The following is a 23,389-nucleotide window of genomic DNA, read 5'->3' as shown; positions in this document are numbered from 1 at the left end:
GCCCCTGCGCGACCAGTGGCCTGACTGTCATGCTTCGCTACGATCGGGCCATGGCCACCGTCGAGAAGCCGCACCGCGTCGTCGTCCTCGCCCTCGCCGGGCTGCTGCCCTTCGAACTCGGCATCCCGCACCGGATCTTCGGCCGGGCCAAGGACCCCGAAGAGCGGCACCTGTACGAGATCCTCACCTGCGGCCTCGCCCCGGGCCCGGTCCCCACCGACGCCGACTTCACGGTGTACGTCGAGCACGGCCCCGAGCTGCTCGCGACGGCCGACACCGTCGTGGTCCCCGCCTCGCACGAGCTGGGCCCGGTGCACTCCGAGGGCCGGCTGACCGACGGCCTGGCGGCGGCCCTCGCCCACGTCCGGCCCGGCACCCGGATGGTGTCCATCTGCACGGGCGGCTACGTCCTGGCCGCCGCCGGGTACCTCGACGGCCGCCGGGCCACCACCCACTGGGCCCACGCCGAGCACTTCCAGCGGATGTTCCCGGCCGTGCGGGTCGACGCCGACGTGCTCTACACCGACGACGGGGACGTGCTGACCTCCGCCGGGGTCGCCGCCGGCATCGACCTGTGCCTGCACATCGTGCGCCGCGACCACGGCGCCGCCGTCGCCAACGACACCGCCCGCAGGACCGTCGTACCGCCGCACCGCGAGGGCGGGCAGGCCCAGTTCGTCCGGCGGCCCGTGCCCGGGCCGCAGCAGGCCAGCACCACGGCCGCGCGGGCCTGGGTGCTGGACCGGCTGCACGAGCCCCTGCGGCTGAGCGACCTCGCCCGGCAGGAGTCCATGTCGGTACGGACCTTCACGCGCCGGTTCCGCGAGGAGTGCGGGGTGAGCCCGGGGGAGTGGATCACCGGGCAGCGGGTGGAGCGGGCCCGGCAACTGCTGGAGCGGACGGAGCTGCCGGTCGAGGCGGTGGCCCGGCAGGCGGGCTTCGGGACGGCGCAGTCACTGCGCAAGCACGTGCAGGCGGCGCTGGGGGTCAGCCCGACGGCCTACCGGCGCACCTTCCGGGCGACGGAGACCGTGCCGTCTTCTGATGGGCCATCAGTCGGTGCGGGGTCCGTGCATTGACTTCTCCCGCCGCCCGCCCGTGAATGGCCCCCGGTCGGGGAGGGGGCGGGCAGGTGCGGACACGCGCGCGCAGCAGGAGGTGGTCGGCGGCCGTGGGTACGGCGGTGCTCGCGGCGGCCGCGCTGGGCACCCCGGCGGCGGCCGAGGAGGAGCCACGGCCGGGGCACTGCCCGTCGTCGGCCCCCACCACGAAGCCGAGGCCCGCCGCGGCACCGCTCCCGCCGCCCCCCGAGGCCCCCTCCGCCCCGGGCGCCGGTGCCCCATCCACGGTGACGCCCCCGGCGTCTGGTGGGACCTTGTCCGGCTCCGGGGTCGCGGGCGGGGCGTCCGCCCGTGGGGTGGAGCCGAGCGGCGGTGACCCGGGCCGGGTGCCGGCCCCGGTGCCGGGCGGGGGTGCCCCGGCTACGGTCACGCCCCCGGCGTCTGGTGGGACCTTGTCCGGCTCCGGGGTCGCGGGCGGGGCGTCCGCCCGTGGGGTGGAGCCGAGCGGCGGTGACCCGGGCCCGGTGCCGGCCCCGGTGCCGGGCGGGGGCGCGACCCCGGGCGGGGCTTCCCCCGAGCGGGAGACCGCGAACGGGGCGTCCGCTCCCGGCGCGGCCCCGGGCGGCGGCGACCCGACCAGGGTGGCGGCCCCGGCGTTTGGCGGGGCTTCCTCCGAACCAGGGGGCGGCGACCCCGGGTCGACGGGAGGGTCCTCCCCCGCGCGGGAGGACGGGGGCGGGGCGTGCGGGATGCCCGACGGCCCGCCGCCGCTGATGAACCTGCGCCGCGTCACCCTCGGCGCGGCCGGCGGCGAGCCCGGGGCGCGGGTCCGCGTCGCGGGCGTCGGCTTCACCCCCGGCGCGGCCGTGACCGTGGAGGGCCGCGCGGCCGCCGCCCCGACGGCCGACCGGGCGCGGGTCATCGCGGACGCGCGCGGGGCCGTCGCGGTGGAGCTGCCCGTCACGGACCGGGCCACGACGGGAGTGCTGGCGTACGAGGGCCCGGCCTGGTCGCCGCCACGGGGCTCGGCCCCGGCGCCCTACGCGGTCTCCGCCCCCGCCCCGGGCGGGCTGACGCTGACCCAGGCGGGGGCGGCGGTGACCCTGGGGGCGGTCGCGTACGGGGGCGGCGGCGCGGCCCCCGGGCGGATCGGCACGGTCACGGTCACGGACACCCGGGCCGGCGGCGGGCGGTGGAAGCTGACGGCGACGCTCACGGCGGGCGCCCCCGGGGGCGTGCCGTCCTGGACCCCGTCCTGCCGGGGCGGCTGCGCCGCGGGTCCCGCGGGGCCGGCGGGGCCGGAGGGGGCCGTCCTGGCCACGGGCGGGGCCGGGACCGCCACGGTCGACGCCGTGCTCACCCTCACGCTCCCCGCGTACACCCGGCCGGGCGCCTACCGGGCGCTCCTCACCCTGACGCTGCTGCCTTCCTGACGCGGGCCGCCGGACCGCTGCGCGGGGCTGGCCCCCTACCCGCCCTTCGCCCGTTCCCAGGGGCGCTGCCCCTGACCCCGTTGCGCTCAAACGCCGCGCGGGCTGGATGCATCCAGCCCCGCCGGCGTTTGAGGCGCGGGGGTCTGGGGGCGGAGCCCCCGGGAGGGGGTCCGGGGCGCAGCCCCGGGGAACGGGCGAAGGGCGGGTAGGGGAACTCGGCCCGCGCAGCGGACCCGCCGACGGCACGGGCCACCGGGCTCGGTCGGCGGCGGCCGGGGCCCGCGCGGCCCCGCAGGGACGGCGCAGCGGGCGGCGGCTTCGGGGCCCGGTGGGTCCGAGCCGGGCGGCGCCCCACCCGCCTCCGCGGGAGCCTGGTCGGCGCGGGGGGCCGCATCGGGGAGAATGGCCCGTATGAGCGATCGTTCCCCCGAGCCCACCGCCCCGCACCGCGCGGGCTTCGCCTGCTTCGTCGGCCGCCCCAACGCGGGCAAGTCGACCCTGACCAACGCGCTCGTGGGCACCAAGGTCGCGATCACCTCCAACCGGCCGCAGACCACCCGCCACACCGTCCGCGGCATCGTGCACCGCCCGGACGCGCAGCTGGTGCTGGTCGACACCCCCGGCCTGCACAAGCCGCGCACGCTGCTCGGCGAGCGCCTCAACGACGTCGTGCGCACCACCTGGGCCGAGGTCGACGTCATCGGCTTCTGCCTGCCCGCCGACCAGAAGCTCGGCCCCGGCGACAAGTTCATCGCCAAGGAGCTCGCGGGGATCAAGAAGACCCCCAAGATCGCCATCGTCACCAAGACCGACCTGGTCGAGTCCAAGCAGCTGGCCGAGCAGCTCCTCGCCATCCACCAGCTCGGCGCCGAGCTCGGCATCGAGTGGGCGGAGATCGTCCCCGTCTCGGCGGTCGGCGACACCCAGGTGCAGCTGCTGGCCGACCTGATCGCGCCGCTGCTGCCCGAGAGCCCCCCGCTGTACCCGGAGGGCGACCTCACCGACGAGCCCGAGATGGTGATGGTCGCGGAGCTGATCCGCGAGGCCGCGCTGGAGGGCGTGCGCGACGAGCTGCCGCACTCCATCGCCGTCGTCGTCGAGGAGATGATCCCGCGCGAGAACCGGCCCGCGGACCGGCCGCTGCTGGACATCCACGCCAACGTCTACATCGAGCGCCCCAGCCAGAAGGGCATCATCATCGGCCCGAAGGGCTCGCGCCTGAAGGAGGTCGGCATGAAGTCGCGCAAGCACATCGAGGCGCTGCTCGGCACGCCGGTCTTCCTCGACCTGCACGTCAAGGTCGCCAAGGACTGGCAGCGCGACCCCAAGCAGCTCCGCAAGCTCGGCTTCTAGGGGACGCCCCGGCCGCCGTCAGGCGAGGCGCCGCAGCTTCAGGGCGTTGTCCCTGCGGGTCCCCGGCCGGCCGTCGGGGGCCGTCAGGGCCTGTTCGTGCTCGGCCGAGACCAGCACCTCCCAGGCGCCCTCCGGCAGCTCCAGGTCCGCGAGCACCTCGTCCGGGGTCGGGAAGCGTACGTCGGCGTGCGCGTCCGGGTCCCAGGACGGTCCGCCCGCGTGGCCGGCGATCAGCAGGATCCCGCCGGGGGCCACGGCGGAGGCGGCCGTACGCAGGATCCGCTCGCGCGGGAAGTCCCCGTACGAGTGCAGGAAGCACGCGGAGACCAGGTCGAACCGCCCGTCGGGGAACGACTCGGCCAGGTCGTGCCGCTGCCAGTCGACGCGGTCGCCGAGCCCCGCCTCGGCGGCGTGCCCGGCCGCCCGCGCGAGGGCGACCCCGGAGATGTCGGTGCCGGTGACCCGCCAGCCCTGCCGGGCCAGCCACACGGCGTCGGCGCCCTCGCCGCAGCCGAGGTCGAGGGCGCGGCCCGGGGTGAGGCCGGACGCCTCGCGGACCAGGACCTCGTTGGCCCTGCCGCTCCAGATGCGGTCGCTCTCGCGGTAGCGGGCGTCCCACCAGCCCTCGCTCGCGCCGTCGGGGTGCTGCTCCTGGTCCTGGTGCTGGTGGTGCTGGTGCTGGGTCACGGGGCCTCTTCCATGGGGTCCCCCGGTGGTGGCCGGGGGAGGGTCTGCCGGTACGGCCGATGCTGCGCCGGTGCCGCCGCCCGGGCAACTTCCGTTGCCGAACCGGCAACTCCTTCCCCGTTCAGCCGGCCGCCGGCTCCGCTATCAGGGCCGTGCCCACCCGCCGGAACCCGGCGCGGGCGTAGATCCGGGCCACGTCCTCGTCCCCGGCCGACAGGAAGACCGTACGGGCGCCCCGGGCGCGGGCCTCGGCGACCAGTGCCGCCGTCACCCCGAGGGCGAGCCCCTGGCGCCGGGCGGTGGGCAGGGTGCCGACGCCGACGATCTCGGCGACGTCACCGACCGGGTTGTACTGGCCGGAGCAGAGGACCAGCCCGTCGCGCACGGCCGCGGCCACCGCGGTGCGCCCGTCCGCGAGCATCGCCGACACGCGGGCCCGGCGCTCCTCGGCCCCCGGGTCCGCCACGGCCGCCGCCAGTTCCGCCGGGCCCGCGGTGCCCAGGGCCGTGCCCGGCTCGCCGAAGGCCAGCGCCGGTACGGTCACGGCGGCCCGGAGCAGCGGGTCGTCGGCGCCGAGCAGCCGGACCTCGGGATGCGGCGGGAGCGGCTCGGCGCCGGCGTCCAGCGTCATCAGCGGGTGGGCGTGGACGTGCAGCCCGGCGGCTTCCACGGCGGCCCGCAGCGAGGGGGTGGTTTCGGCCACCCATTCGAAGGCCTCCGGCACCTTCAGCTCCCGCTGCCTCTCCAGCACCCGGAGCACGTCGGCGGCGGTCGCGTCGGCGCCGCCGGGCGCGGGCCGCGCGTAGTACTGCCAGCCCTCCCCCTCCTGCACGAACAGGGTCAGCGGCCCGAAGTCCTCGCCCCGCGCACCGCCCCGGCGGGGGACCGTGTCGTAGTACTGCTCCAGGGCGTTCAAGATCGTTCCAGTCATCCCGCCATCCAAGCAGGACCACCACGACCCGGGCATCCCCTTTCCCGGGCCGTGCCTACGCGCCCTCCTTGAGCACCCGGGAGACCAGGCTGCGCTGGGCGTCCGACAGGTGGGGGTCCTGGCAGGACACCGTCCGCCCGTCCACCGTGATCCGGTACGAGAACCCGTCCCGCACCCCGCCCGGCCCCTGGGCGGCCCGGGGGTCCGGGCGCAGCGCCAGCAGGGCCAGCGCCTGCCACTCCTCCTCGTCGGGCCGGCCCGAGGTGTCCACCTCGGCCCGGCGCTCGATCCCCGCGAAACCGCCCGTCCGCACCACTTCGATCCGCATGGTGCCCTTCTATCGGAGCGGGACGGCCTAGGCCAGGCCGACGGCCGACCAGGCCTTCTGGAGGGCCTGGTGCTCCGCGCCGCCCTCGCCGTAGCGGGCGACGGCGGCGGCCGTCGACAGCCGGGCGAAGTCCTTGAAGGTGGCCTTCTCGCCCAGCTGTCCGCCGGTCAGCGTGTCGTACCAGATCCGCCCGGCCCGCTCCCAGGCCTTGCCGCCCAGCTCGGTGGCCACGATGTAGAAGGCGTGGTTGGGGATCCCGGAGTTGATGTGGACGCCGCCGTTGTCGCGCGAGGTGGTGACGTAGTCGTCCATGGTCGCGGGCTGCGGGTCCTTGCCGAGCTCGTCGTCGTCGTACGCGGTGCCCGGCGCCTTCATGGAGCGCAGCGCGACCCCGGTGACGTTCGGCCCCAGCAGCCCGGCGCCGATCAGCCAGTCCGCCTGGTCGGCGGTCTGGTCCAGGGAGTACTGCTTGATCAGCGAGCCGAAGACGTCCGACATGGACTCGTTGAGCGCCCCGGACTGGCCGTGGTAATCGAGGTTGGCCGTGTACTGGGTGACGCCGTGGGCCAGCTCGTGCCCGATGACGTCCACCGACACGGTGAAGTCGAGGAAGAGGTCGCCGTCGCCGTCGCCGAAGACCATCTGGCGGCCGTCCCAGAAGGCGTTGTTGTAGTCCTGGCCGTAGTGGACGGTGGCGTCCAGCGGCAGCCCGGAGTCGTCGATGGAATGGCGCCCGAAGGCCTTGAGGAACAGTTCGTAGGTCGCGCCGAGCCCGGCGTAGGCACGGTTGGCGGTGGCGTCCTTGACCGGTTCGGAGCCTTCCGCGCGGACCTTCTTCCCCGGCAGCCGGGTGCGGTGCTGGGCGTCGTAGACCGTCCGGGCGGGCCCTTCGGAGGGCGCGTCGGCCAGGGAGGGGGCGACCCCCCTGAGGGCGTTGACCTGGCGCCGTTCGCGCAGGCCGCTGTCGTGTTCGAGGGTGCGCAGGGCGGCGTCGGCCCGCGCGCTGTCCGCGGACTGGGCGGCCTTGCGGAGCAGGTGCGGCGGCACGACGGTGCAGAAGACGGGGCGGTGGGGGGTGTGGCCTGGGGAAAGGATGGCATCCATGCACGGAAATGTGGCAGTGGGTCATGACGCTGTCACTAGCGGCGACCATGATTCATTCGGTTGTCTCAAACCTGACGCGCCGTGTTGACGGATCACCCTGAACCGGGCGCACGGAAGGAGTCGTAACTCACAAAGGGTGCAAATCGGGCACCCGGGTCTTGCATACTGAAACAGGTCCTCGCGATACGGCGCGGCTCGGTTAGGCTCGGCCCATCATGCGTTTCGGGCTGCTTCTCCTTAGCTGCCGCGGCGAGGGTCTGTAGTCGTAGGCCGGCCCCCTCCCCGCGGAGTTTGGTGTTGCGGTTTTTACGACCGCCGTCGGCCGTTCAGCGAACTACACGCGGACACGCGAGGAGCCCAACGCCATGAGCCAGCACACTTTCGTCGGTCGCCCCACGCCCATCACCAACGCGACCCACACCCAGAAGCCCTCCGGGATGCCGATCCACAAGTACGGCGCGTACGAGCAGGTGGACATCCCCGACCGCACCTGGCCGGACGCCCGCGTCACCAAGGCGCCCCGCTGGCTCTCCACCGACCTGCGCGACGGCAACCAGTCGCTGATCGACCCGATGACCCCCGCCCGCAAGCGCGAGATGTTCGACCTGCTGGTGCGCATGGGCTACAAGGAGATCGAGGTCGGCTTCCCCTCCTCCGGCGAGACCGACTTCGCCTTCGTCCGCTCCATCATCGAAGAGGGCGCGATCCCGGACGACGTCACCATCTCCGTACTGACCCAGGCCCGCGAGGACCTGATCGAGCGGACCGTCGAGTCGCTGATCGGCGCCAAGCGCGCCACCGTGCACCTGTACAACGCGACCGCCCCGACCTTCCGCCGGGTCGTCTTCCGCGGCTCCAAGGAGCAGATCAAGCAGATCGCCGTCGACGGCACCCGCCTGGTCATGGAGTACGCCGAGAAGCTGCTGGGCCCCGAGACCGTCTTCGGCTACCAGTACAGCCCGGAGATCTTCACCGACACCGAGCTGGACTTCGCCCTGGAGGTCTGCGAGGCCGTCTGCGACGTCTGGCAGCCGGGCGAGGGCCGCGAGATCATCCTGAACCTGCCCGCCACCGTGGAGCGCTCGACGCCGTCCACCCACGCGGACCGCTTCGAGTGGATGGCCCGCAACCTGACCCGCCGCGAGCACGTCTGCATCTCCGTCCACCCCCACAACGACCGCGGCACCGCCGTCGCCGCCGCCGAGCTGGCGCTGATGGCCGGCGCCGACCGCATCGAGGGCTGCCTGTTCGGGCAGGGCGAGCGCACCGGCAACGTCGACCTGATCACCCTGGGCATGAACCTGTTCTCCCAGGGCATCGACCCGCAGATCGACTTCTCCCAGATCGACGAGATCCGCCGTACCAGCGAGTACTGCAACCAGATGGAGGTCCACCCGCGCCACCCCTACGCGGGCGACCTGGTCTACACCGCCTTCTCCGGCTCCCACCAGGACGCCATCAAGAAGGGCTTCGACGCCATGGAGGCCGACGCGGCCGCCCAGGGCAAGACCGTGGACGACATCGAGTGGGCGGTCCCGTACCTGCCGATCGACCCGAAGGACGTCGGCCGGTCCTACGAGGCGGTCATCCGGGTCAACTCGCAGTCCGGCAAGGGCGGTATCGCGTACGTCCTGAAGAACGACCACAAGCTGGACCTGCCGCGCCGCATGCAGATCGAGTTCTCGCGGATCATCCAGGCCAAGACCGACGCCGAGGGCGGCGAGGTCACGCCGAAGGCGATCTGGGACGTCTTCTCGGACGAGTACCTGCCCAACCCCGAGAACCCGTGGGGCCGCATCCAGCTGCGCTCCGGCTCCACCGCCACCGACAAGGACGGCACCGACACGCTGACCGTCGAGGCGGTCGTGGACGGCGTCGAGACGGTCCTGAACGGCACCGGCAACGGCCCGATCTCGGCCTTCTTCGACGCGCTGGCCGGCATCGGCGTCGACGCCCGCCTGCTGGACTACACCGAGCACACCATGAGCGAGGGCGCCTCCGCCGTGGCCGCCTCGTACATCGAGTGCGCGATCGACGGCCGGGTCCTGTGGGGCATCGGCATCGACGCCAACACCACCCGCGCCTCCCTGAAGGCGGTCATCTCCGCCGTCAACCGCGCGGGCCGCTAGTCATCCCGACGGGCCCCCGCCCCTCCGACCGGAGGGGCGGGGGCTCCGCCGTTCCCGCCGCGGGCCGGTGTGGAGGGGCTACCGGTCGACGTACGTGTACTCGGTCACTCGTCCGTGGGAGCGGCGGGGAACCCGAACGGCGTTCACGCGCACGGCCCTTCGCCGAAACCGCCAGGCGGCGGGGGCGCACTTCGGCCAACTCCCGGCCCCGCGCGATGTTGTCTTGTCGCACGACTGACGCAGCCTCACCGATGTGGCTAACATCACGCCAGTCCGGCGGTGCCGCCGGAAGGTTATGGAGGTGCGACGTGCTGCCAGTTCGGGGTGGGGACGGCCGGAAGCTGACCGTCTGGGGCATCCGCACCACCTGGAGCACCGTGGGAGACGGGGAGTTCTTCTGCCCCGACTGCGGCGGTGACCGCAACTACCGCAGGCGCACCGGACGCCGGCGCTTCACCGTGCTCGGCGTGCCGCTGCTGCCGCGCGGCCAGGCCGGGCCCGTCGTCGAGTGCCAGGGCTGCCGGCAGCGCTTCGACACCGACGTGCTGGACCACCTGACCACCACCCGCTTCTCGGCCCTGCTGCGCGACGCCCAGCACACCGTGGCGCTGGCCGTCCTCGCGGCGGGCGGGACCGCCTCGCGCAGCGCCCTGGAGGCCGCCGTGTCGGCCGTACGGGCCGCCGGGTTCCAGGACTGCACCGCGGAGCAGCTGGAGTCCCTCGTGGACGCGCTGGCCACCGACGAGGGCCGGCTGGGGCTCTACGACGGGCCCGAGTGCTGCGGGGCCGCGCTGTCGATCGAGCTCCACGAGGCGCTGGAGCCGCTCGCCCCGCACCTGGCGGGGCCGGGGCGGGAGTCGATCCTGCTCCAGGGCGCCCGGATCGCGCTCGCGGACGGGCCCTACATCCCGGCCGAGCGCGAGGTGCTGGCCACCGTCGGCGCGGCGCTGCGGATGACAGCGGACGAGGTGAACGGGCTGCTGTCGGCGGTCCGCGCGCCGTAGGAGGAGCACGTACGACTCCGGGCCCGGCGGTCTTCCGCCGGGCCCGGGACGTTTTTTGGGGCGGAATTCCGGCATGCGGAGTTCCGAGAGGTAACGATCCGGCCTCGCGGAGCCGAACCGGCCGGTAGTTTGATCCGTGCAAGAGGTGGATCCCCCACTTCCGTACAAGATTTCCGCATTCCGGACGGCCGGAATTAGCCCCCCTGATTTGCGTGACCGAATACTTGCGAACCCGGTAAGCGCCTGTCAGGGGCGGGGAACTTCGCAGGTGTGCAGCGGAACGGGGTGCTCGGGGCCCGTCGTCCCATACTCCTCGGCGCGGGCCTCCGCCACTGGAGGAACCTCCAGATCGGGCGTCCCAGAACGTCAACTCTTTGTCGAAGTCGCCGATATCTGTGAGCACTTCCACAGGCGTTCAATTCCGGTCACACGACGACGAGATTCGCGTGTTCCCACGGACGACCCAGGCGGACCAACGGGTTAACGACCCACTCCGGCCAGGGGCAACCAGATCCCCCCCGAATTCCTCTCAGTTACCTACCTTTGAAGGGCAAGGCAGAGATGGCACGTGTCGCCGCCCGGCTTTCCGCCAACGGAGAGCAGAGCACGCACCCGGTCGACGAGGTGCTCCCCCTCCCCAAGCTCGCGCTGTACGGCTTCCAGCACGTACTCGCCTTCTACGCCGGCGCGGTGATCGTCCCGATCATCGTGGGCAGCGCACTCAAGCTGAGCCCTGAACAACTGGTCTACCTGATCAACGCGGACCTCTTCACCTGCGGTATCGCCTCGATCATCCAGGCCTTCGGCATCGGCAGGATCGGCGCGCGACTGCCGCTGATCCAGGGCGTCACCTTCACCGCCGTGTCCCCGATGATCGCCATAGGCCTCGGCGCCGGCGGCGGCACCGCCGCGCTGCTGGTCATCTACGGCGCGGTCATCACCGCCGGCATGGCGACCTTCGCCTTCGCCTGGCTGCCCGCCAAGGCGTTCCGGGCGGTCATGCGGCTCTTCCCGCCGGTGGTCACCGGCACCGTCATCACGGTGCTCGGCATCGTCCTGATCCCGGTCGGCCTCAACGACGCGGCCGGCGGTCTCGGCACCCCGGACTTCGGCGACCCCAAGAACTTCGCCTACGCCGGCGGCACGATGCTCTTCATCCTCGTCCTGATGAAGATCGGCAAGCCGTTCCTCTCCAGCATCGCCATCCTCCTCGGACTGGTGGCCGGCACCGTGGTCGCGTTCGTCCTCGGGGACGCGAAGTTCGGCGACGTCGGCAACGCCGGCTGGATCGGCGTCAGCACCCCCTTCCACTTCGGCGTCCCGAAGTTCGAGTGGTTCCCGATCGTCCTGATGCTGATCGTCATGCTGATCACCATGGTCGAGACCACCGGCGACACCTACGCGGTCGGCGACATCGTCGGCAAGGAGGTCGACAGCGAGACCGTGGCCCGCGCCCTGCGTGCCGACGGCGCCGCGACCGCCCTGGGCGGCGTCCTGAACTCCTTCCCCTACGTCGCCTTCGCCGAGAACGTCGGCCTGGTGCGGATGACCAAGGTCAAGAGCCGCTTCGTGGTGGTCGCCGCGGGCGTCTTCATGATCATCCTGGGTCTGCTGCCCAAGGCCGCCGCGATCGTCGCCGCCGTCCCGCACGGGGTCCTCGGCGGCGCCGCGACCGTCATGTTCGCCATGGTCGCCCTGGCCGGCATCCAGACCCTGGCCAAGGTGGACCTCAAGGAGGAGAGGAACGCGCTGGTCGTCGGCGTCTCCCTCGCCTTCGCCCTGCTCCCGGCCACCGTCCCGGTCCTCTTCTCCAAGCACATGGACCCGGACCTGTCCTCCCTCCTCAACAGCGGCGTCACCCTCGGTGCCACGGCCGCCATCGTCCTCAACCTGATCTTCAACGGCCTGGCCGGGGACGACGCCCGGACCGCCCTCCCGGGCCCCGCCGAGATCGGGCTGCCCGGCCAGCCGGCGGCCGCCCCGGCCGGCGCGGAGAAGGCCGCCGCGCCGACGGCCGCCGCGCCGACGGCCGGGCAGGCTGCCGGGGCGACGGCCGAGCAGACGGCCGAGGAGGGGGCCGTCAAGACGGCCGAGAAGACCGAGAAGGCCGAGAAGACCGAGACGGCCGACGACGCGGGTGCCCCCGCCTCCTGATCCTCCCAAGGGGTGCCGACCCCCGTCCGGACACGGTCCGGCCGGGGGTCGGCGCTGTCCGCGCCCGGGGGACAATGGGGCCATGAGTCTGTTCCGCGACGACGGCATCGTGCTGCGCACCCAGAAGCTGGGTGAGGCGGACCGCATCATCACGCTCCTCACCCGAGGCCACGGCCGTGTCCGGGCCGTCGCCCGTGGCGTCCGGCGCACCAAGTCCAAGTTCGGTGCCGGGCTGGAACCTTTCTCCCACGCCGACGTGCAGTTCTTCGCGCGCGGCAGCGACCTCGTCGGCCGCAGCCTCCCCCTGTGTACCCAGACCGAGATCATCGCCCCCTACGGCAACGGCATCGCCACCGACTACGCCCGCTACACCGCCGGCACGGCCATGCTGGAGACCGCCGAGCGCTTCACCGAGAACGAGGGCGAACCCGCCGTACAGCAGTACCTGCTGCTGGTCGGAGGCCTGCGCACGCTCTCCCGGGGCGAGCACGAACCGCACCTGATCCTCGACGCCTTCCTGCTGCGCTCCCTCGCCGTCAACGGCTACGCCCCCAGCTTCGAGGACTGCGCGAAGTGCGGGATCCACGGTCCCAACCGGCACTTCTCCGTCGCCGCCGGCGGGGTCATATGCGGGGACTGCCGGGTGCCGGGCTCCGTCGTACCCTCGTCGGAGGCCATCGCCCTGCTCAGCGCCCTGCTGACGGGCGACTGGAAGCACGCGGACGCCTGCGAGGCCCGTCACGCCCGGGAGGGCAGCGGGCTGGTCTCGGCCTATTTGCACTGGCATCTGGAGCGCGGGCTACGCTCGCTCCGATACGTCGAGAAATAGGAGCTGGCACATGGCACGACGCGGGATTCTGGGACGCTCTCGCCGCGAGTACAAGGTTCCCGAGCCGCACCCGTCCGGTGCGCGCCCGCCGAAGATCCCCGGCGAGCTGGTCCCGAACCACGTGGCCATCGTCATGGACGGCAACGGCCGCTGGGCCAAGGAGCGCGGCCTGCCGCGCACCGAGGGCCACAAGGTCGGCGAGGGCGTCGTCCTCGACGTGCTCAAGGGCTGCCTGGAGATGGGCGTCAAGAACCTCTCCCTCTACGCCTTCTCGACGGAGAACTGGAAGCGCACGCCCGACGAGGTCCGCTTCCTGATGAACTTCAACCGCGACGTCATCCGGCGCCGCCGCGACGAGATGAACGAGCTCGGGATCCGGATCCGCTGGGTCGGCCGGATGCCGAAGATGTGGAAGTCCGTCGTCCAGGAGCTCCAGGTCGCGCAGGAGCAGACCGTCGACAACGACGCCATGACCCTGTACTTCTGCGTCAACTACGGCGGCCGCGCCGAGATCGCGGACGCGGCGCAGGCGATCGCCCGCGACGTGGCCGCCGGCAAGCTGGACCCGTCGAAGGTCAACGAGAAGACCTTCGCCAAGTACATCTACTACCCGGACATGCCGGACGTGGACCTGTTCCTGCGGCCCAGCGGCGAACAGCGCACCTCGAACTACCTGATCTGGCAGAGCGCATACGCCGAGATGGTCTTCCAGGACGTGCTGTGGCCGGACTTCGACCGCCGCAACCTCTGGGACGCCTGCCTGGAGTACGCGCAGCGCGACCGCCGCTTCGGCGGCGCGGTCCCGAACCAGCCCGAGGGCACCGGGAGCTGAGGCCTCCGCTAGGCTCCGCCGCCATGGACACGACCGAACCGGCGGTGGAGCTGCGGTACGTCGCGGCCGGCCGCGACGCGTGGGAGGTGCTGCGGTGGCGCGCCCTGAGGACGCCCGCGGGCCGCAGGGGACTGCTGCTGTGGCTGGTGGCCCTCCCGGCCGTGCCCGTGGCGCTGGTCGCGGCCCAGCACGGCCGTGCGGCGGACCCGGCCGGCCTGGCCTTCGCCGGCGGGGTGGGGATGGTCCTGGGGGCGGTCTGGCACTGCCTGGACCTGCGGCGGCGGGCGCGCCGGATGCACCGCTGGGCCGCGGAGCACCCCGAGTACACCTGCGTGGTCACGGCGCTCGGGACGCGGAACCACCGCCCCGACGGGACGGCGGTGGCCCACACGTGGGACAGGTACCGGGGCTGGGCCGAGACCCGGAGCCTGTTCGTCCTCGTGTTCCGGGGCGGGGACCTGGGCTGGCTGCCGAAGCGTGCCGCCGCGGCCCCCGGGGATCTCGACCGGATCCGATCGTTCTTCGACCGGAACCTGACCCGGATCGGCTAGCCGGCGGCCGCGCAGTCGGCGCAGGTGCCGAAGATCTCCACGGTGTGCGCCACGTTCACGTAGCCGTGCTCCGCCGCGATCGACTCCGCCCACTTCTCCACGGCGGGGCCCTCCACCTCGACGGCCTTGCCGCACTTGCGGCAGACCAGGTGATGGTGGTGCTCGCCGGTGGAGCAGCGCCGGTAGACGGACTCGCCGTCGCTGGTGCGCAGCACGTCGACCTCGCCCGCGTCCGCGAGGGACTGCAGGGTGCGGTACACGGTGGTCAGGCCCACGGAGTCACCGCGGTGCTTGAGCATGTCGTGCAGCTCCTGGGCGCTGCGGAACTCGTCCACCTCGTCCAGCGCCGCCGCCACGGCTGCCCGCTGCCGGGTGGATCGCCCTCGTACTGGCGCGGTACCCGTCTCGCCAGGCGCAGTCGCCACCGGTTCCTCCTCGTTTCGGCCTGCCGCCATTGTGCCAGGCGGCCGAGGGGCCTAGACCTTCACGTCGTCCTGGACGCAGACCTCCTCGGCGGCCCGGGAGGCCTTCGCGCGGCGCCTGGCCAGGGGTGTGGACAGGGCCGTCGTGACGATGAAGACGGCGATGGCGAGCAGCACGATCGTGGCACCGGACGGCGCGTCGATGTAGTAGGTGGCGGCGGTGCCGCTCAGGGAGACGACCACGCCGATGGCCATGGCCAGCGACAGGGTCGCTGCGAAGCCGCGGGTGACCCGCTGGGCGGCGGCGACGGGGATCACCATCATGGCGCTGACCAGCAGCAGGCCCACGATGCGCATGGCGACGGTGACGGTGACGGCGGCGGTGACGGCCATCAGGAGGTTCAGCGCGCGCACCGGGAGACCGGTGACGCGGGCGAACTCCTCGTCCTGGCTGATCGCGAACAGCTGGCGGCGCAGGCCGAGGGTGACGGCGACGACGAACGCGGCGAGGATCACGACGGCGGTGATGTCCTCGGCGGAGACGGTGGTGATCGAGCCGAAGAGGTAGCTGCTCAGGTTGGCGGTGGAACCGCCCGGCGCCAGGTTGATGATCATGACACCGCCGGCCAGGCCGCCGTAGAAGAGCATGGCGAGCGCGATGTCGCCGCTGGTCCTGCCGCGGGAGCGGATCAGCTCCATGCCGACCGCGCCGGCGACGGCGACCAGGGTGGCCATCCAGACCGGGCTGGTGTTGAGCAGGAAGCCCAGGGCGACACCGGTCATGGCGACGTGGCCGATGCCGTCGCCCATGACGGCCTGGCGGCGCTGGACGAGGTACGTGCCGATCGCGGGCGCGGTGATGCCGACCAGCGCGGCGGCGATCAGCGCGCGCTGCATGAAGGCGTAGTGCAGGAGGTCCATCAGCTCAGCAGTCCCGTCCGCAGGGGCTCGGCGTCGTGCGCCGCGTGGGGGTGTACGTGGTCGTGGCCGGGGAGGGCGTGCTGCCCGACGGCCTCCGGGGGCGGGCCGTCATGGACGACGCAGCCGTCGCGCAGCACGACGGCGCGGCCGATCAGGGGCTCCAGCGGGCCCAGCTCGTGCAGGACGAGGAGCACGGTGGTCCCGGCGGCGACCTGCTCGCGCAGGGCGCTCGCGAGGACCTCCTGGTTGGCGAGGTCCACGCCGGCCATCGGCTCGTCCATGATCAGCAGCTCGGGTTCGACGGCGAGGGCCCGGGCGATCAGCACGCGCTGGTGCTGGCCGCCGGAGAGGGCGTTGACCGAGGCGTCGGCGTAGCCGTCCATGTCGACCAGGGACAGGGCCCGCTCGACGGCGGCCTTGTCGGCCTTGCGCAGGATCCCGAAGCGGGAGCGGGCGAGGCGGCCGGAGGAGACGACCTCCCGGACGGTGGCCGGGACACCGCTGGCGGCGGTGGTGCGCTGGGGGACGTACCCGATGCGCGACCACTGGCGGAAGCGTTTGAAGTCGGTGCCGAAGAGGGTCAGGGCGCCGTCGGTGAGGGGGACCTGGCCGACGACGGCGCGGACGGCCGTGGACTTGCCGGAGCCGTTGGCGCCGAGGAGGGCGACGACCTCGCCGCGGCGGACGGTGAGGTCGATCCCGCGCAGCACGGGGCGCGAGCCGAGCGAGGCGGTGGCCCCGCGCAGGGATATGACGGTCTGGTCGTCGTCCGCCGGGCGGGGCGTTGACTGCATGGCTCGCGCCTCCGTTGCTGCTGTCGTCACTTGGTTCCGAGCGCCTTCTGGAGGTTCTTCAGGTTGGACCGCATGACCTCGAGGTAGTCGGTGCCCTGCGAGGTGTCGGTGATGCCCTCGAGCGGGTCGAGGACGTCGGTCTGCAGGCCGGTGTCCCGGGCGAGGGTCTTGGCCGTCTTGTCGCTGGCCAGGGTCTCGAAGAACACGGTCGTCACATTGTCCTTCTTCGCGACGGCCTGGAGCTCCTTCATCCGGGCCGGGCTCGGCTCGGACTCGGGGTCGACGCCGGAGATGCCCTCCTGGTCGAGGCCGTAGCGCTCGGCGAGGTAGCCGAAGGCGGAGTGGGTGGTGATGAAGGTCCTGGAGGCCGTGTTCTTCAGGCCGTCCTTGAACTCGGTGTCCAGGGCGCCCAGTTTGGCGACGAGTTCGCCGGTGTTCTTCCGGTAGTCCGCCGCGTGGCCGGGGTCGGCCTTCTCCAGGGCGGCGCCGAACCCCTTGGCGATCTCCGTGTACTTGACGGGGTCCAGCCAGACGTGCGGGTCCTCGGCGGCCTCGCCGTGGGAGTGGCCGTGATCGTGGTCGTGGCCCTCGGCGGCGTGGTCGTGGTCCTCCTCGCCGGAGGTGCCGTGGACCTCCAGCTTGGTGAGGGTGGCCGCGTCCACGATGTTCTTCACGCCGGACTGGGCGATGGCCTTGTCGACGGCCGGTTGGAGCGACTTGAGGTAGAGGACCACGTCGGACTCGGAGAGCCGCCCGGTCTGCTTCGGGGTGATCTCCAGGTCGTGCGGCTCGACGCCCGGCTTGGTCAGGGTGTCGACCTTCACGTGGTCCCCGCCTATCTGCTCGGCGAGGAACTGCAGGGGGTAGAACGACGCCGTGACGTGCAGCTTTCCGTCCTCCGCGCCCGCAGCGCCGGCCGTGCCGGAGCAGGCGGTCAGGGCCGTCGCGCCCAGGGCGACGGCGGCGGCGAGGGCGGTCGTGGGTATGAGGCGTCGTACGTTCATGACATCCATTTTCATCAAAGATGGAAACCGTTGTCAAAAACCCAGGTGGGAGGGGTAGCGGGGGCCGCGGAAGGGCATACCCGATTTGAAAGGGGGGGTGCGGGCGCCGGTAACCTGAGGCATTCGCGTTCGTCCTCGTAATGAAGAGAGCACCGTGGCCGCCGACAAGATCGAAACCATCGTCAGCCTGAGCAAGCGCCGTGGCTTCGTTTACCCGTGCAGTGACATCTACGGCGGCTCCAGGGCTGCCTGGGACTACGGCCCGCTCGGTGTCGAGCTCAAGGAGAACATCAAGCGCCAGTGGTGGAAGGCCATGGTCACCGGGCGTGAGGACGTCGTCGGCCTCGACTCCTCCGTGATCCTGGCCCCCGAGGTCTGGGTGGCCTCGGGCCACGTCGCCACGTTCTCCGACCCGCTGACCGAGTGCACCTCGTGTCACAAGCGCCAGCGCGCCGACCACCTGGAAGAGGCGTACGAGGCCAAGCACGGCCGCCTCCCCGAGAACGGCCTGGCCGACATCAACTGCCCCCACTGCGGTGTGAAGGGCCAGTTCACCGAGCCGAAGCAGTTCTCCGGCATGCTGGAGACCCACCTCGGCCCGACCCAGGACACCGGCTCGAAGGCGTACCTGCGTCCCGAGACCGCCCAGGGCATCTTCACCAACTTCGCCATGGTGCAGACCTCCTCGCGCAAGAAGCCCCCGTTCGGCATCGCCCAGATGGGCAAGTCCTTCCGCAACGAGATCACGCCCGGCAACTTCATCTTCCGCACCCGCGAGTTCGAGCAGATGGAGATGGAGTTCTTCGTCAAGCCGGGCGAGGACGAGCAGTGGCAGGAGTACTGGATGCAGGAGCGGTGGAACTGGTACCGCGGCCTCGGCATGCGCGAGGAGAACATGCGCTGGTACGAGCACCCCGCGGAGAAGCTGTCCCACTACTCGAAGCGCACCGCCGACATCGAGTACCGCTTCAACTTCGGCGGCAGCGAGTTCTCCGAGCTCGAGGGCGTGGCCAACCGCACCGACTACGACCTGAAGGCGCACTCCGCGGCCTCCGGCACGGACCTGTCCTACTTCGACCAGGAGGCGAACGAGCGCTACACGCCGTTCGTCATCGAGCCGGCGGCCGGCGTCAACCGCGCCATGCTCGCCTTCATGCTCGACGCGTTCGTCGAGGACGAGGCCCCCAACGCCAAGGGCGCCATGGAGAAGCGCACGGTCATGCGCTTCGACCCGCGCCTCGCGCCGGTCAAGGTCGCCGTCCTCCCGCTCTCGCGCAACGCCAACCTGTCGCCGAAGGCCAAGGGCCTCGCCGCCGACCTGCGCAAGAACTGGAACATCGAGTTCGACGACGCGGGCGCCATCGGCCGCCGCTACCGCCGTCAGGACGAGATCGGTACGCCGTTCTGCGTCACCGTCGACTTCGACACCCTCGACGACAACGCGGTGACCGTGCGCGAGCGCGACACCATGAAGCAGGAGCGCGTCTCCCTGGACCAGATCCAGAGCTACCTCGGCAGCCGTCTGCTGGGCTGCTAGTTCCCGCTCGAAGACCGGTGGCCCGGTGCGCGATCCGCGCACCGGGCCACCGGTCTTTCGTGCGTCCGCCGCGGGCGTCAGGCCGCGGGGGCCTCCGCGGCGGCCGCGGCCGCCGCGCGCTTCTCCCCCTCGGCCTTGGTGCGCTTGACGAAGCGGACCGTCCAGAGGGCCAGGCCGCCGAGCGTCCCGTAGATCAGGAACGGGCTGAGGGCCACCATGGTGGAGGTGTCCAGCGCGTACGACAGGGCGACACGGACGGCCGCCTCGATGAGGTAGACCACGCCCCACACCAGCGTCATGCGGCGCTGCGCGTTGCGGAAGCCCTCGTACTGCCACAGGCCGTTGTAGTAGGCCACGCCCGCCGGGGTGCCGTCGGTGCCGAACTTCCGGCCGAAGTAGAACATCAGCGGACGCGGCGCGAGCAGCGTGGCCAGGCACAGGAGTCCGAACAGGCCGGTCACGGCGGAGTCCTTGACCAGCAGGGCCCGGGTGGACTGGGCGCCGACGAGCGAGACGACGGCCGTGATCACCAGGAAGACCAGGGTGATGACGGCGAACTCGTCCAGCTTGCGGCGCCAGGCCACCATGACCACGCTGTCGAGCACCGGCCAGATGCCGCTGGCCAGCAGCGCCGAGGCCTCGCTCCAGCCGTGGTCCTCGGTGAGGATGTTGTAGGTGAGGATCGGCGCGACCACGTTGAAGGCGATGGTCAGGAGCAAACCGATCGCGGCGGCCCCGCCGGACCGTGCGGGTGGTGCGGGCTGCGCTGCTGTGGACAAGGGGTCCCCCTGGACGTACCTGATGAGTGCGGTAAGGGGACCGTAAAGAACCACCAGTGACATGTACAAGCCGACATGCCCCAAAATGATCGCCAAGCTGTCCGGAAGGGATGATTCCGGTCAACCGGGCCCGCAGCGGGGGCCGTTCAGGGGCGAAGGCCCCGGATGAGCAGCGCCGTGACGGCCTCGAACTCCGTGAGGATGCTGGGGGAGAGCCAGTCCGCCACGTACTGCGGGTCGTGGAACCGGCCCGTGGCGTCGAAGACGGCGCGGGCGGCCGCCGGGACGTCGGGCGCGACCAGGGTGCCGGCGGCCACGCCCTCGGCGATGATCCGCGTCAGCTGGTCGATCAGCTCGCCGAGGTGCGCCTCGACCACCCCGCTGTTCTCGCCGAGCAGCACCGTGTACGTCGCGAACAGCTCGGGATCGTCGCCCGCCTTGTGCCGCTTGGCCTCGAAGAGGGCCTCCAGCCAGGCCTCCAGCTTGGAGGGCGCGGGCTCCCCGGGCGCCGAGGTGATCTTTTCCAGCATGACCACGCTCTTGGCGAGCCAGCGGTCCGTGACCGCCTCGCGCAGCGCCGCCTTCGAGGGGAAGTGCCGGTAGACACTGCCGTGGCTCACCCCGAGGGCGCGCGCGACGTCCACCACGGTCGCCTTGGTGGGGCCGAAGCGGCGCAGCACCTCCTCGGTGGTCTCGAGGATGCGCTCGGGGGTCAGGGGCTCGGCGGCAGCGGAGGGCATGGGTACGACCGTACCGCCAGCTCAGTGCTCACTGTCGAGGTGGGCCATCTGCGCCGCCGGGTAGCGCTCGCCCGAGGCGGATCCCGCGGGGACGGCCTCCTCGATGGCGGCGAGGTCGCCGGCGGTCAGCTCCACGCGCATGGCACCCAGTGCCTCGGTGAGGCGGTCCCGGCGCCGGGCGCCGACCAGCGGCACGATGTCCTCGCCCCGGGAGAGCACCCAGGCGATGGCGGTCTGCGCGACGGTGACCCCCTTCTCCTGGGCGACCTTGCGCAGGGCCTCGACCAGGTCGAGGTTGCGGTGCAGGTTGTCGCCCTGGAAGCGGGGGCTCATCCCGCGGAAGTCGCCGGGGGTCAGGGCGCGGTCACGGGTGAAGTGCCCGCTGATCAGGCCGCGGGAGAGCACCCCGTACGCCGTGACGCCTATGCCGAGCTCGCGGGCGGTGGGCAGGATCTCGTCCTCGATGCCGCGCGAGATCAGGGAGTACTCGATCTGGAGGTCCGAGACCGGAGCGACGGCCGCCGCGCGGCGCAGGGTGTCCGCGCCGACCTCCGAGAGGCCGATGTGCCGTACGTGCCCGGCCTGGACGGCCTCGGCGATGGCCCCGACCGTCTCCTCGATCGGGACGTCCGGGTCCACGCGGGCGATCCGGTAGATGTCGATGTGGTCCCGGCCGAGCCGCTGGAGCGAGTAGGCCAGGAAGTTCCTCACGGCCTCGGGCCGGCCGTCGTAGCCGGTGAAGCCGCCCTCGACCGTACGGAGCGCACCGAACTTGACGCTGGTCAGCGCCTGCTCGCGGGCCGCCGTCGGCGCCGTGCGCAGGGCCTCGTTGATCAGCAGTTCGTTGTGGCCCATGCCGTAGAAGTCGCCGGTGTCGAGCAGCGCGTTCGTGCCCTCCGGGGCGGCCTCCAGGTAGGCGTGGATGGTCGCGAGCGACTCGGCCCGGTCCGCCTCGCCGTAGAGGGCGGACATGCCCATGCAGCCCAGCCCCAGGGAGAAGACGGCGGGGCCCGTGGTACCCAGCCGGCGGGTGGGGGCGGGGGCGGACGTGGTGGCGGTCGCGGTGTTCTCGTTCGTCGTCATGGAACGAGAATGGCATGACGGATGACAGATTTCAATATCTGTCATCCGTACGTGTGCGGAGACGGCCCGGGAAGGGAAGGAGCGGGAGACACGAGTGCGGCCGGACCCGCGAAAGGGTCCGGCCGCACGGGGACGCGCGTCGCGGGAGGTCAGCCGGCCGGGGCCGGACCCGTCGCCGGGGGCAGCCCGCCGTCCATCCGGGAGCCGGAGCCCGGAGCGGGGCCGGAGGCCTGAGCCGGCGGGGGAGCGGAAGGCGGGGCGGCGGGCGCTTCGAGGGACTGCGCCGTGCGCAGCGCGGTGGCGTGGGCCCACGGGCCGGTGGTCACCGCCCCGACCACGACGACCAGCAGCGCGCAGCCGGTGATGATCCACCAGGCCGGCCGGGTCGCCGTCGCGAAGTCCGCACCGCCCGCCGTGCCGGCCGCCAGCACCGCCCCGATCACGGCCACGCCCAGCGCCCCGCCGGTCTGTCGGCTGGTGGAGGCCACCGCCGCCGCCACCCCCGCCTGGGCGCGCGGCATCCCGGACACCGCCGTATTGGTGATCGGCGCGTTGACCAGCCCGAAGCCGATGCCGAACAGCACGTACCCGGTGAACATCAACGGTGTGGACGTCTCCGCCGAGAACGCCGCGAACAGCAGCCCGCTCGCCCCCATGGCCACGCCGGAGACGAGCAGCGACGGCCGCGGCCCGTGGCTGGCGACCAGCCGCCCCGACACCGGCGCGCACAGGAAGGCGAACGCGGCCATCGGCAGCATGTGCAGCCCGGCGTCCAGGGCGTCCAGCCCCCGCACCTCCTGGAGGTAGAGGGTGGTCAGGAAGAGGAAGCCGGACAGCGAGGCGAAGGTGCTCACCGCGATCACGGTCGCCCCGCTGAAGGGGGCGCTGCGGAAGAACCGGGGGTCGATCAGCGGGTCCGCCCGCCGGGACTCGTAGTACAGGAGCCCGGCCAGCGCGGCCGCCGCGCCGAGCGCGCACCCGAGGATCGGCGGCGAGCTCCAGCCCTCGGCCGGCGCCTCGATGATCGCGTACGTCACCCCGCCCAGCAGCGCCATCACCAGCAGCTGGCCCACCGGGTCCGCCCGGCGCGGCCGCTCGGACCGGGACTCGGGGACGTGCCGCAGGGTCAGCACCAGGGCGAGCAGCCCCACCGGCACGTTGACCCAGAAGATGGACCGCCACCCCACCGAGTCCACCAGCAGCCCGCCGACCAGGGGCCCCGCGGCCATCGAGATGCCCACCACCGCGCCCCAGACGCCGATGGCCCGGGCGCGTTCCTTCGGGTCGGTGAAGGTGTTGGTGATGATCGACATGGCGACCGGATTGAGCATCGCCCCGCCGACGGCCTGGAGCATCCGGAAGACGACCAGCCATTCCAGGGTCGGCGCCAGTGAGCAGAGCACCGATCCCGCCGTGAAGAGGACCAGCCCCCAGGCGAACACCCGGCGGCGCCCGATCCGGTCCGCCGTGGACCCGGCCAGTATCAGCAGCGAGGCGATGACCAGGGTGTAGGCGTCGATGGTCCACTGCATGCCCGAGACCGAGGCGTGGAACTCGCGGCGCATCGCGGGCAGCGCCACGTTCAGCACGGTGTTGTCCAGGCTGACGATCAGCAGGCTCATGCAGCAGATCGCGAGGACCAGCAGGCGGCGCCTACGGCTCATGTGATCCACGACACTCGTGTGATGCATACCGCCGATAGTACGGCTAACT

The 23,389-nt window shown here is 72.2% G+C and carries 22 protein-coding genes; 10 read left to right on the top strand and 12 right to left on the bottom strand.

All coding sequences use genetic code 11. From position 1 onward, the window contains the following. Nucleotides 1-50: 50 nt before the first annotated feature. The 3 genes from D1J60_RS11905 (at nucleotide 51) to era (ending at nucleotide 3,847) form a co-directional block, all read left to right on the top strand. Nucleotides 51-1,079, top strand: a complete 1,029-nt coding sequence (locus D1J60_RS11905) for a helix-turn-helix domain-containing protein (RefSeq protein WP_125821083.1) — start codon at nucleotides 51-53, stop codon at nucleotides 1,077-1,079. Nucleotides 1,080-1,810: 731 nt separating this feature from the next. Further along, nucleotides 1,811-2,494, top strand: coding sequence for a hypothetical protein (locus tag D1J60_RS11900; RefSeq protein ID WP_125821082.1), 684 nt, complete (start codon nucleotides 1,811-1,813; stop codon nucleotides 2,492-2,494). Between the two features lie 411 nt (nucleotides 2,495-2,905). Then, nucleotides 2,906-3,847 carry a GTPase Era gene (era, locus tag D1J60_RS11895; protein ID WP_042800876.1) on the top strand — a complete coding sequence of 314 codons (942 nt, stop codon included), beginning with the start codon at nucleotides 2,906-2,908 and terminating at the stop codon, nucleotides 3,845-3,847. Nucleotides 3,848-3,865: 18 nt separating this feature from the next. Here era and D1J60_RS11890 read toward each other — a convergent pair whose 3' ends face one another. The 4 genes from D1J60_RS11890 to D1J60_RS11875 form a co-directional block, all read right to left on the bottom strand. Next, nucleotides 3,866-4,534, bottom strand: a complete 669-nt coding sequence (locus D1J60_RS11890; RefSeq protein WP_125821081.1) for a class I SAM-dependent methyltransferase — start codon at nucleotides 4,532-4,534, stop codon at nucleotides 3,866-3,868. A gap of 121 nt (nucleotides 4,535-4,655) precedes the next feature. Continuing rightward, nucleotides 4,656-5,465 (bottom strand): GNAT family N-acetyltransferase, encoded by an 810-nt coding sequence (locus D1J60_RS11885; RefSeq protein WP_125821080.1) that lies wholly within the window; start codon nucleotides 5,463-5,465, stop codon nucleotides 4,656-4,658. A 55-nt stretch (nucleotides 5,466-5,520) separates the two neighbouring features. Next, nucleotides 5,521-5,793, bottom strand: a complete 273-nt coding sequence (locus D1J60_RS11880) for a protealysin inhibitor emfourin (RefSeq protein WP_125594778.1) — start codon at nucleotides 5,791-5,793, stop codon at nucleotides 5,521-5,523. A gap of 27 nt (nucleotides 5,794-5,820) precedes the next feature. Further along, nucleotides 5,821-6,897: a M4 family metallopeptidase gene (locus D1J60_RS11875; RefSeq protein ID WP_125821079.1), complete on the bottom strand. Its 1,077-nt coding sequence runs from the start codon at nucleotides 6,895-6,897 to the stop codon at nucleotides 5,821-5,823. Nucleotides 6,898-7,262: 365 nt separating this feature from the next. On the opposite strand from D1J60_RS11875, the gene leuA reads away from it, so the two are divergent. From leuA to D1J60_RS11845, 6 genes are all read left to right on the top strand, one after another. After that, nucleotides 7,263-9,026, top strand: a complete 1,764-nt coding sequence (gene leuA / locus D1J60_RS11870; protein WP_125594780.1) for a 2-isopropylmalate synthase — start codon at nucleotides 7,263-7,265, stop codon at nucleotides 9,024-9,026. 308 nt (nucleotides 9,027-9,334) lie between these two features. Beyond that, the gene (locus D1J60_RS11865; RefSeq protein WP_125594781.1) at nucleotides 9,335-10,030 is read left to right on the top strand and encodes a TerB family tellurite resistance protein; all 696 of its coding nucleotides are present in this window, start codon (nucleotides 9,335-9,337) and stop codon (nucleotides 10,028-10,030) included. 561 nt (nucleotides 10,031-10,591) lie between these two features. Further along, entirely contained in the window at nucleotides 10,592-12,184 is a 1,593-nt protein-coding gene (locus D1J60_RS11860) for a nucleobase:cation symporter-2 family protein (RefSeq protein WP_241253233.1), read from the top strand. Between the two features lie 82 nt (nucleotides 12,185-12,266). Further along, nucleotides 12,267-13,013, top strand: a complete 747-nt coding sequence (gene recO / locus D1J60_RS11855) for a DNA repair protein RecO (RefSeq protein ID WP_125821077.1) — start codon at nucleotides 12,267-12,269, stop codon at nucleotides 13,011-13,013. Between the two features lie 10 nt (nucleotides 13,014-13,023). After that, nucleotides 13,024-13,845 carry an isoprenyl transferase gene (locus D1J60_RS11850; protein WP_125594784.1) on the top strand — a complete coding sequence of 274 codons (822 nt, stop codon included), beginning with the start codon at nucleotides 13,024-13,026 and terminating at the stop codon, nucleotides 13,843-13,845. Nucleotides 13,846-13,868: 23 nt separating this feature from the next. Further along, complete coding sequence (locus D1J60_RS11845; protein ID WP_125821076.1) at nucleotides 13,869-14,396, top strand: YcxB family protein; 528 nt, start codon at nucleotides 13,869-13,871, stop codon at nucleotides 14,394-14,396. Here the strand turns inward: D1J60_RS11845 and D1J60_RS11840 are convergent. From D1J60_RS11840 to D1J60_RS11825, 4 genes are read right to left on the bottom strand one after another with little or no spacing between them, the layout of a single operon-like run. Continuing rightward, nucleotides 14,393-14,821, bottom strand: coding sequence for a transcriptional repressor (locus tag D1J60_RS11840; RefSeq protein WP_007263971.1), 429 nt, complete (start codon nucleotides 14,819-14,821; stop codon nucleotides 14,393-14,395). The two genes, D1J60_RS11845 and D1J60_RS11840, sit on opposite strands and share 4 nt — an antisense overlap. Nucleotides 14,822-14,872: 51 nt before the next feature. Beyond that, on the bottom strand, nucleotides 14,873-15,739 hold the full coding sequence (locus D1J60_RS11835) for a metal ABC transporter permease (protein WP_125594786.1): 867 nt from the start codon (nucleotides 15,737-15,739) through the stop codon (nucleotides 14,873-14,875). Beyond that, on the bottom strand, nucleotides 15,739-16,533 hold the full coding sequence (locus tag D1J60_RS11830; RefSeq protein WP_125594787.1) for a metal ABC transporter ATP-binding protein: 795 nt from the start codon (nucleotides 16,531-16,533) through the stop codon (nucleotides 15,739-15,741). Before D1J60_RS11830 ends, D1J60_RS11835 begins: the two co-directional genes overlap by 1 nt. 26 nt (nucleotides 16,534-16,559) lie before the next feature. After that, nucleotides 16,560-17,537 (bottom strand): metal ABC transporter substrate-binding protein, encoded by a 978-nt coding sequence (locus tag D1J60_RS11825; protein WP_125821075.1) that lies wholly within the window; start codon nucleotides 17,535-17,537, stop codon nucleotides 16,560-16,562. Nucleotides 17,538-17,691: 154 nt separating this feature from the next. Here D1J60_RS11825 and D1J60_RS11820 point away from each other — a divergent pair, with 154 nt between their 5' ends. Further along, nucleotides 17,692-19,074 carry a glycine--tRNA ligase gene (locus D1J60_RS11820; RefSeq protein WP_125594789.1) on the top strand — a complete coding sequence of 461 codons (1,383 nt, stop codon included), beginning with the start codon at nucleotides 17,692-17,694 and terminating at the stop codon, nucleotides 19,072-19,074. A 77-nt stretch (nucleotides 19,075-19,151) separates the two neighbouring features. On the opposite strand, the gene D1J60_RS11815 is transcribed toward D1J60_RS11820, so the two are convergent. The 4 genes from D1J60_RS11815 to D1J60_RS11800 form a co-directional block, all read right to left on the bottom strand. Then, a complete protein-coding gene (locus D1J60_RS11815; RefSeq protein WP_164720886.1) occupies nucleotides 19,152-19,853 on the bottom strand; it encodes a VC0807 family protein in 702 nt (233 codons plus the stop codon). A 146-nt stretch (nucleotides 19,854-19,999) separates the two neighbouring features. After that, nucleotides 20,000-20,593 carry a TetR family transcriptional regulator gene (locus tag D1J60_RS11810; RefSeq protein WP_125821074.1) on the bottom strand — a complete coding sequence of 198 codons (594 nt, stop codon included), beginning with the start codon at nucleotides 20,591-20,593 and terminating at the stop codon, nucleotides 20,000-20,002. A gap of 21 nt (nucleotides 20,594-20,614) precedes the next feature. Then, nucleotides 20,615-21,676, bottom strand: a complete 1,062-nt coding sequence (locus D1J60_RS11805; protein WP_125821073.1) for an aldo/keto reductase — start codon at nucleotides 21,674-21,676, stop codon at nucleotides 20,615-20,617. 149 nt (nucleotides 21,677-21,825) lie between these two features. Continuing rightward, nucleotides 21,826-23,349, bottom strand: a complete 1,524-nt coding sequence (locus tag D1J60_RS11800; RefSeq protein WP_241253549.1) for an MFS transporter — start codon at nucleotides 23,347-23,349, stop codon at nucleotides 21,826-21,828. Nucleotides 23,350-23,389 lie beyond the last annotated feature (40 nt).

This window comes from Streptomyces sp. W1SF4, assembly GCF_003950035.1.
In the GTDB taxonomy this organism is placed as follows: Bacteria; Actinomycetota; Actinomycetes; order Streptomycetales; family Streptomycetaceae; genus Streptomyces; species Streptomyces racemochromogenes.
Note: the sequence above shows the minus strand (reverse complement) of the source record. Positions and strands in the feature narration are given on the sequence as shown.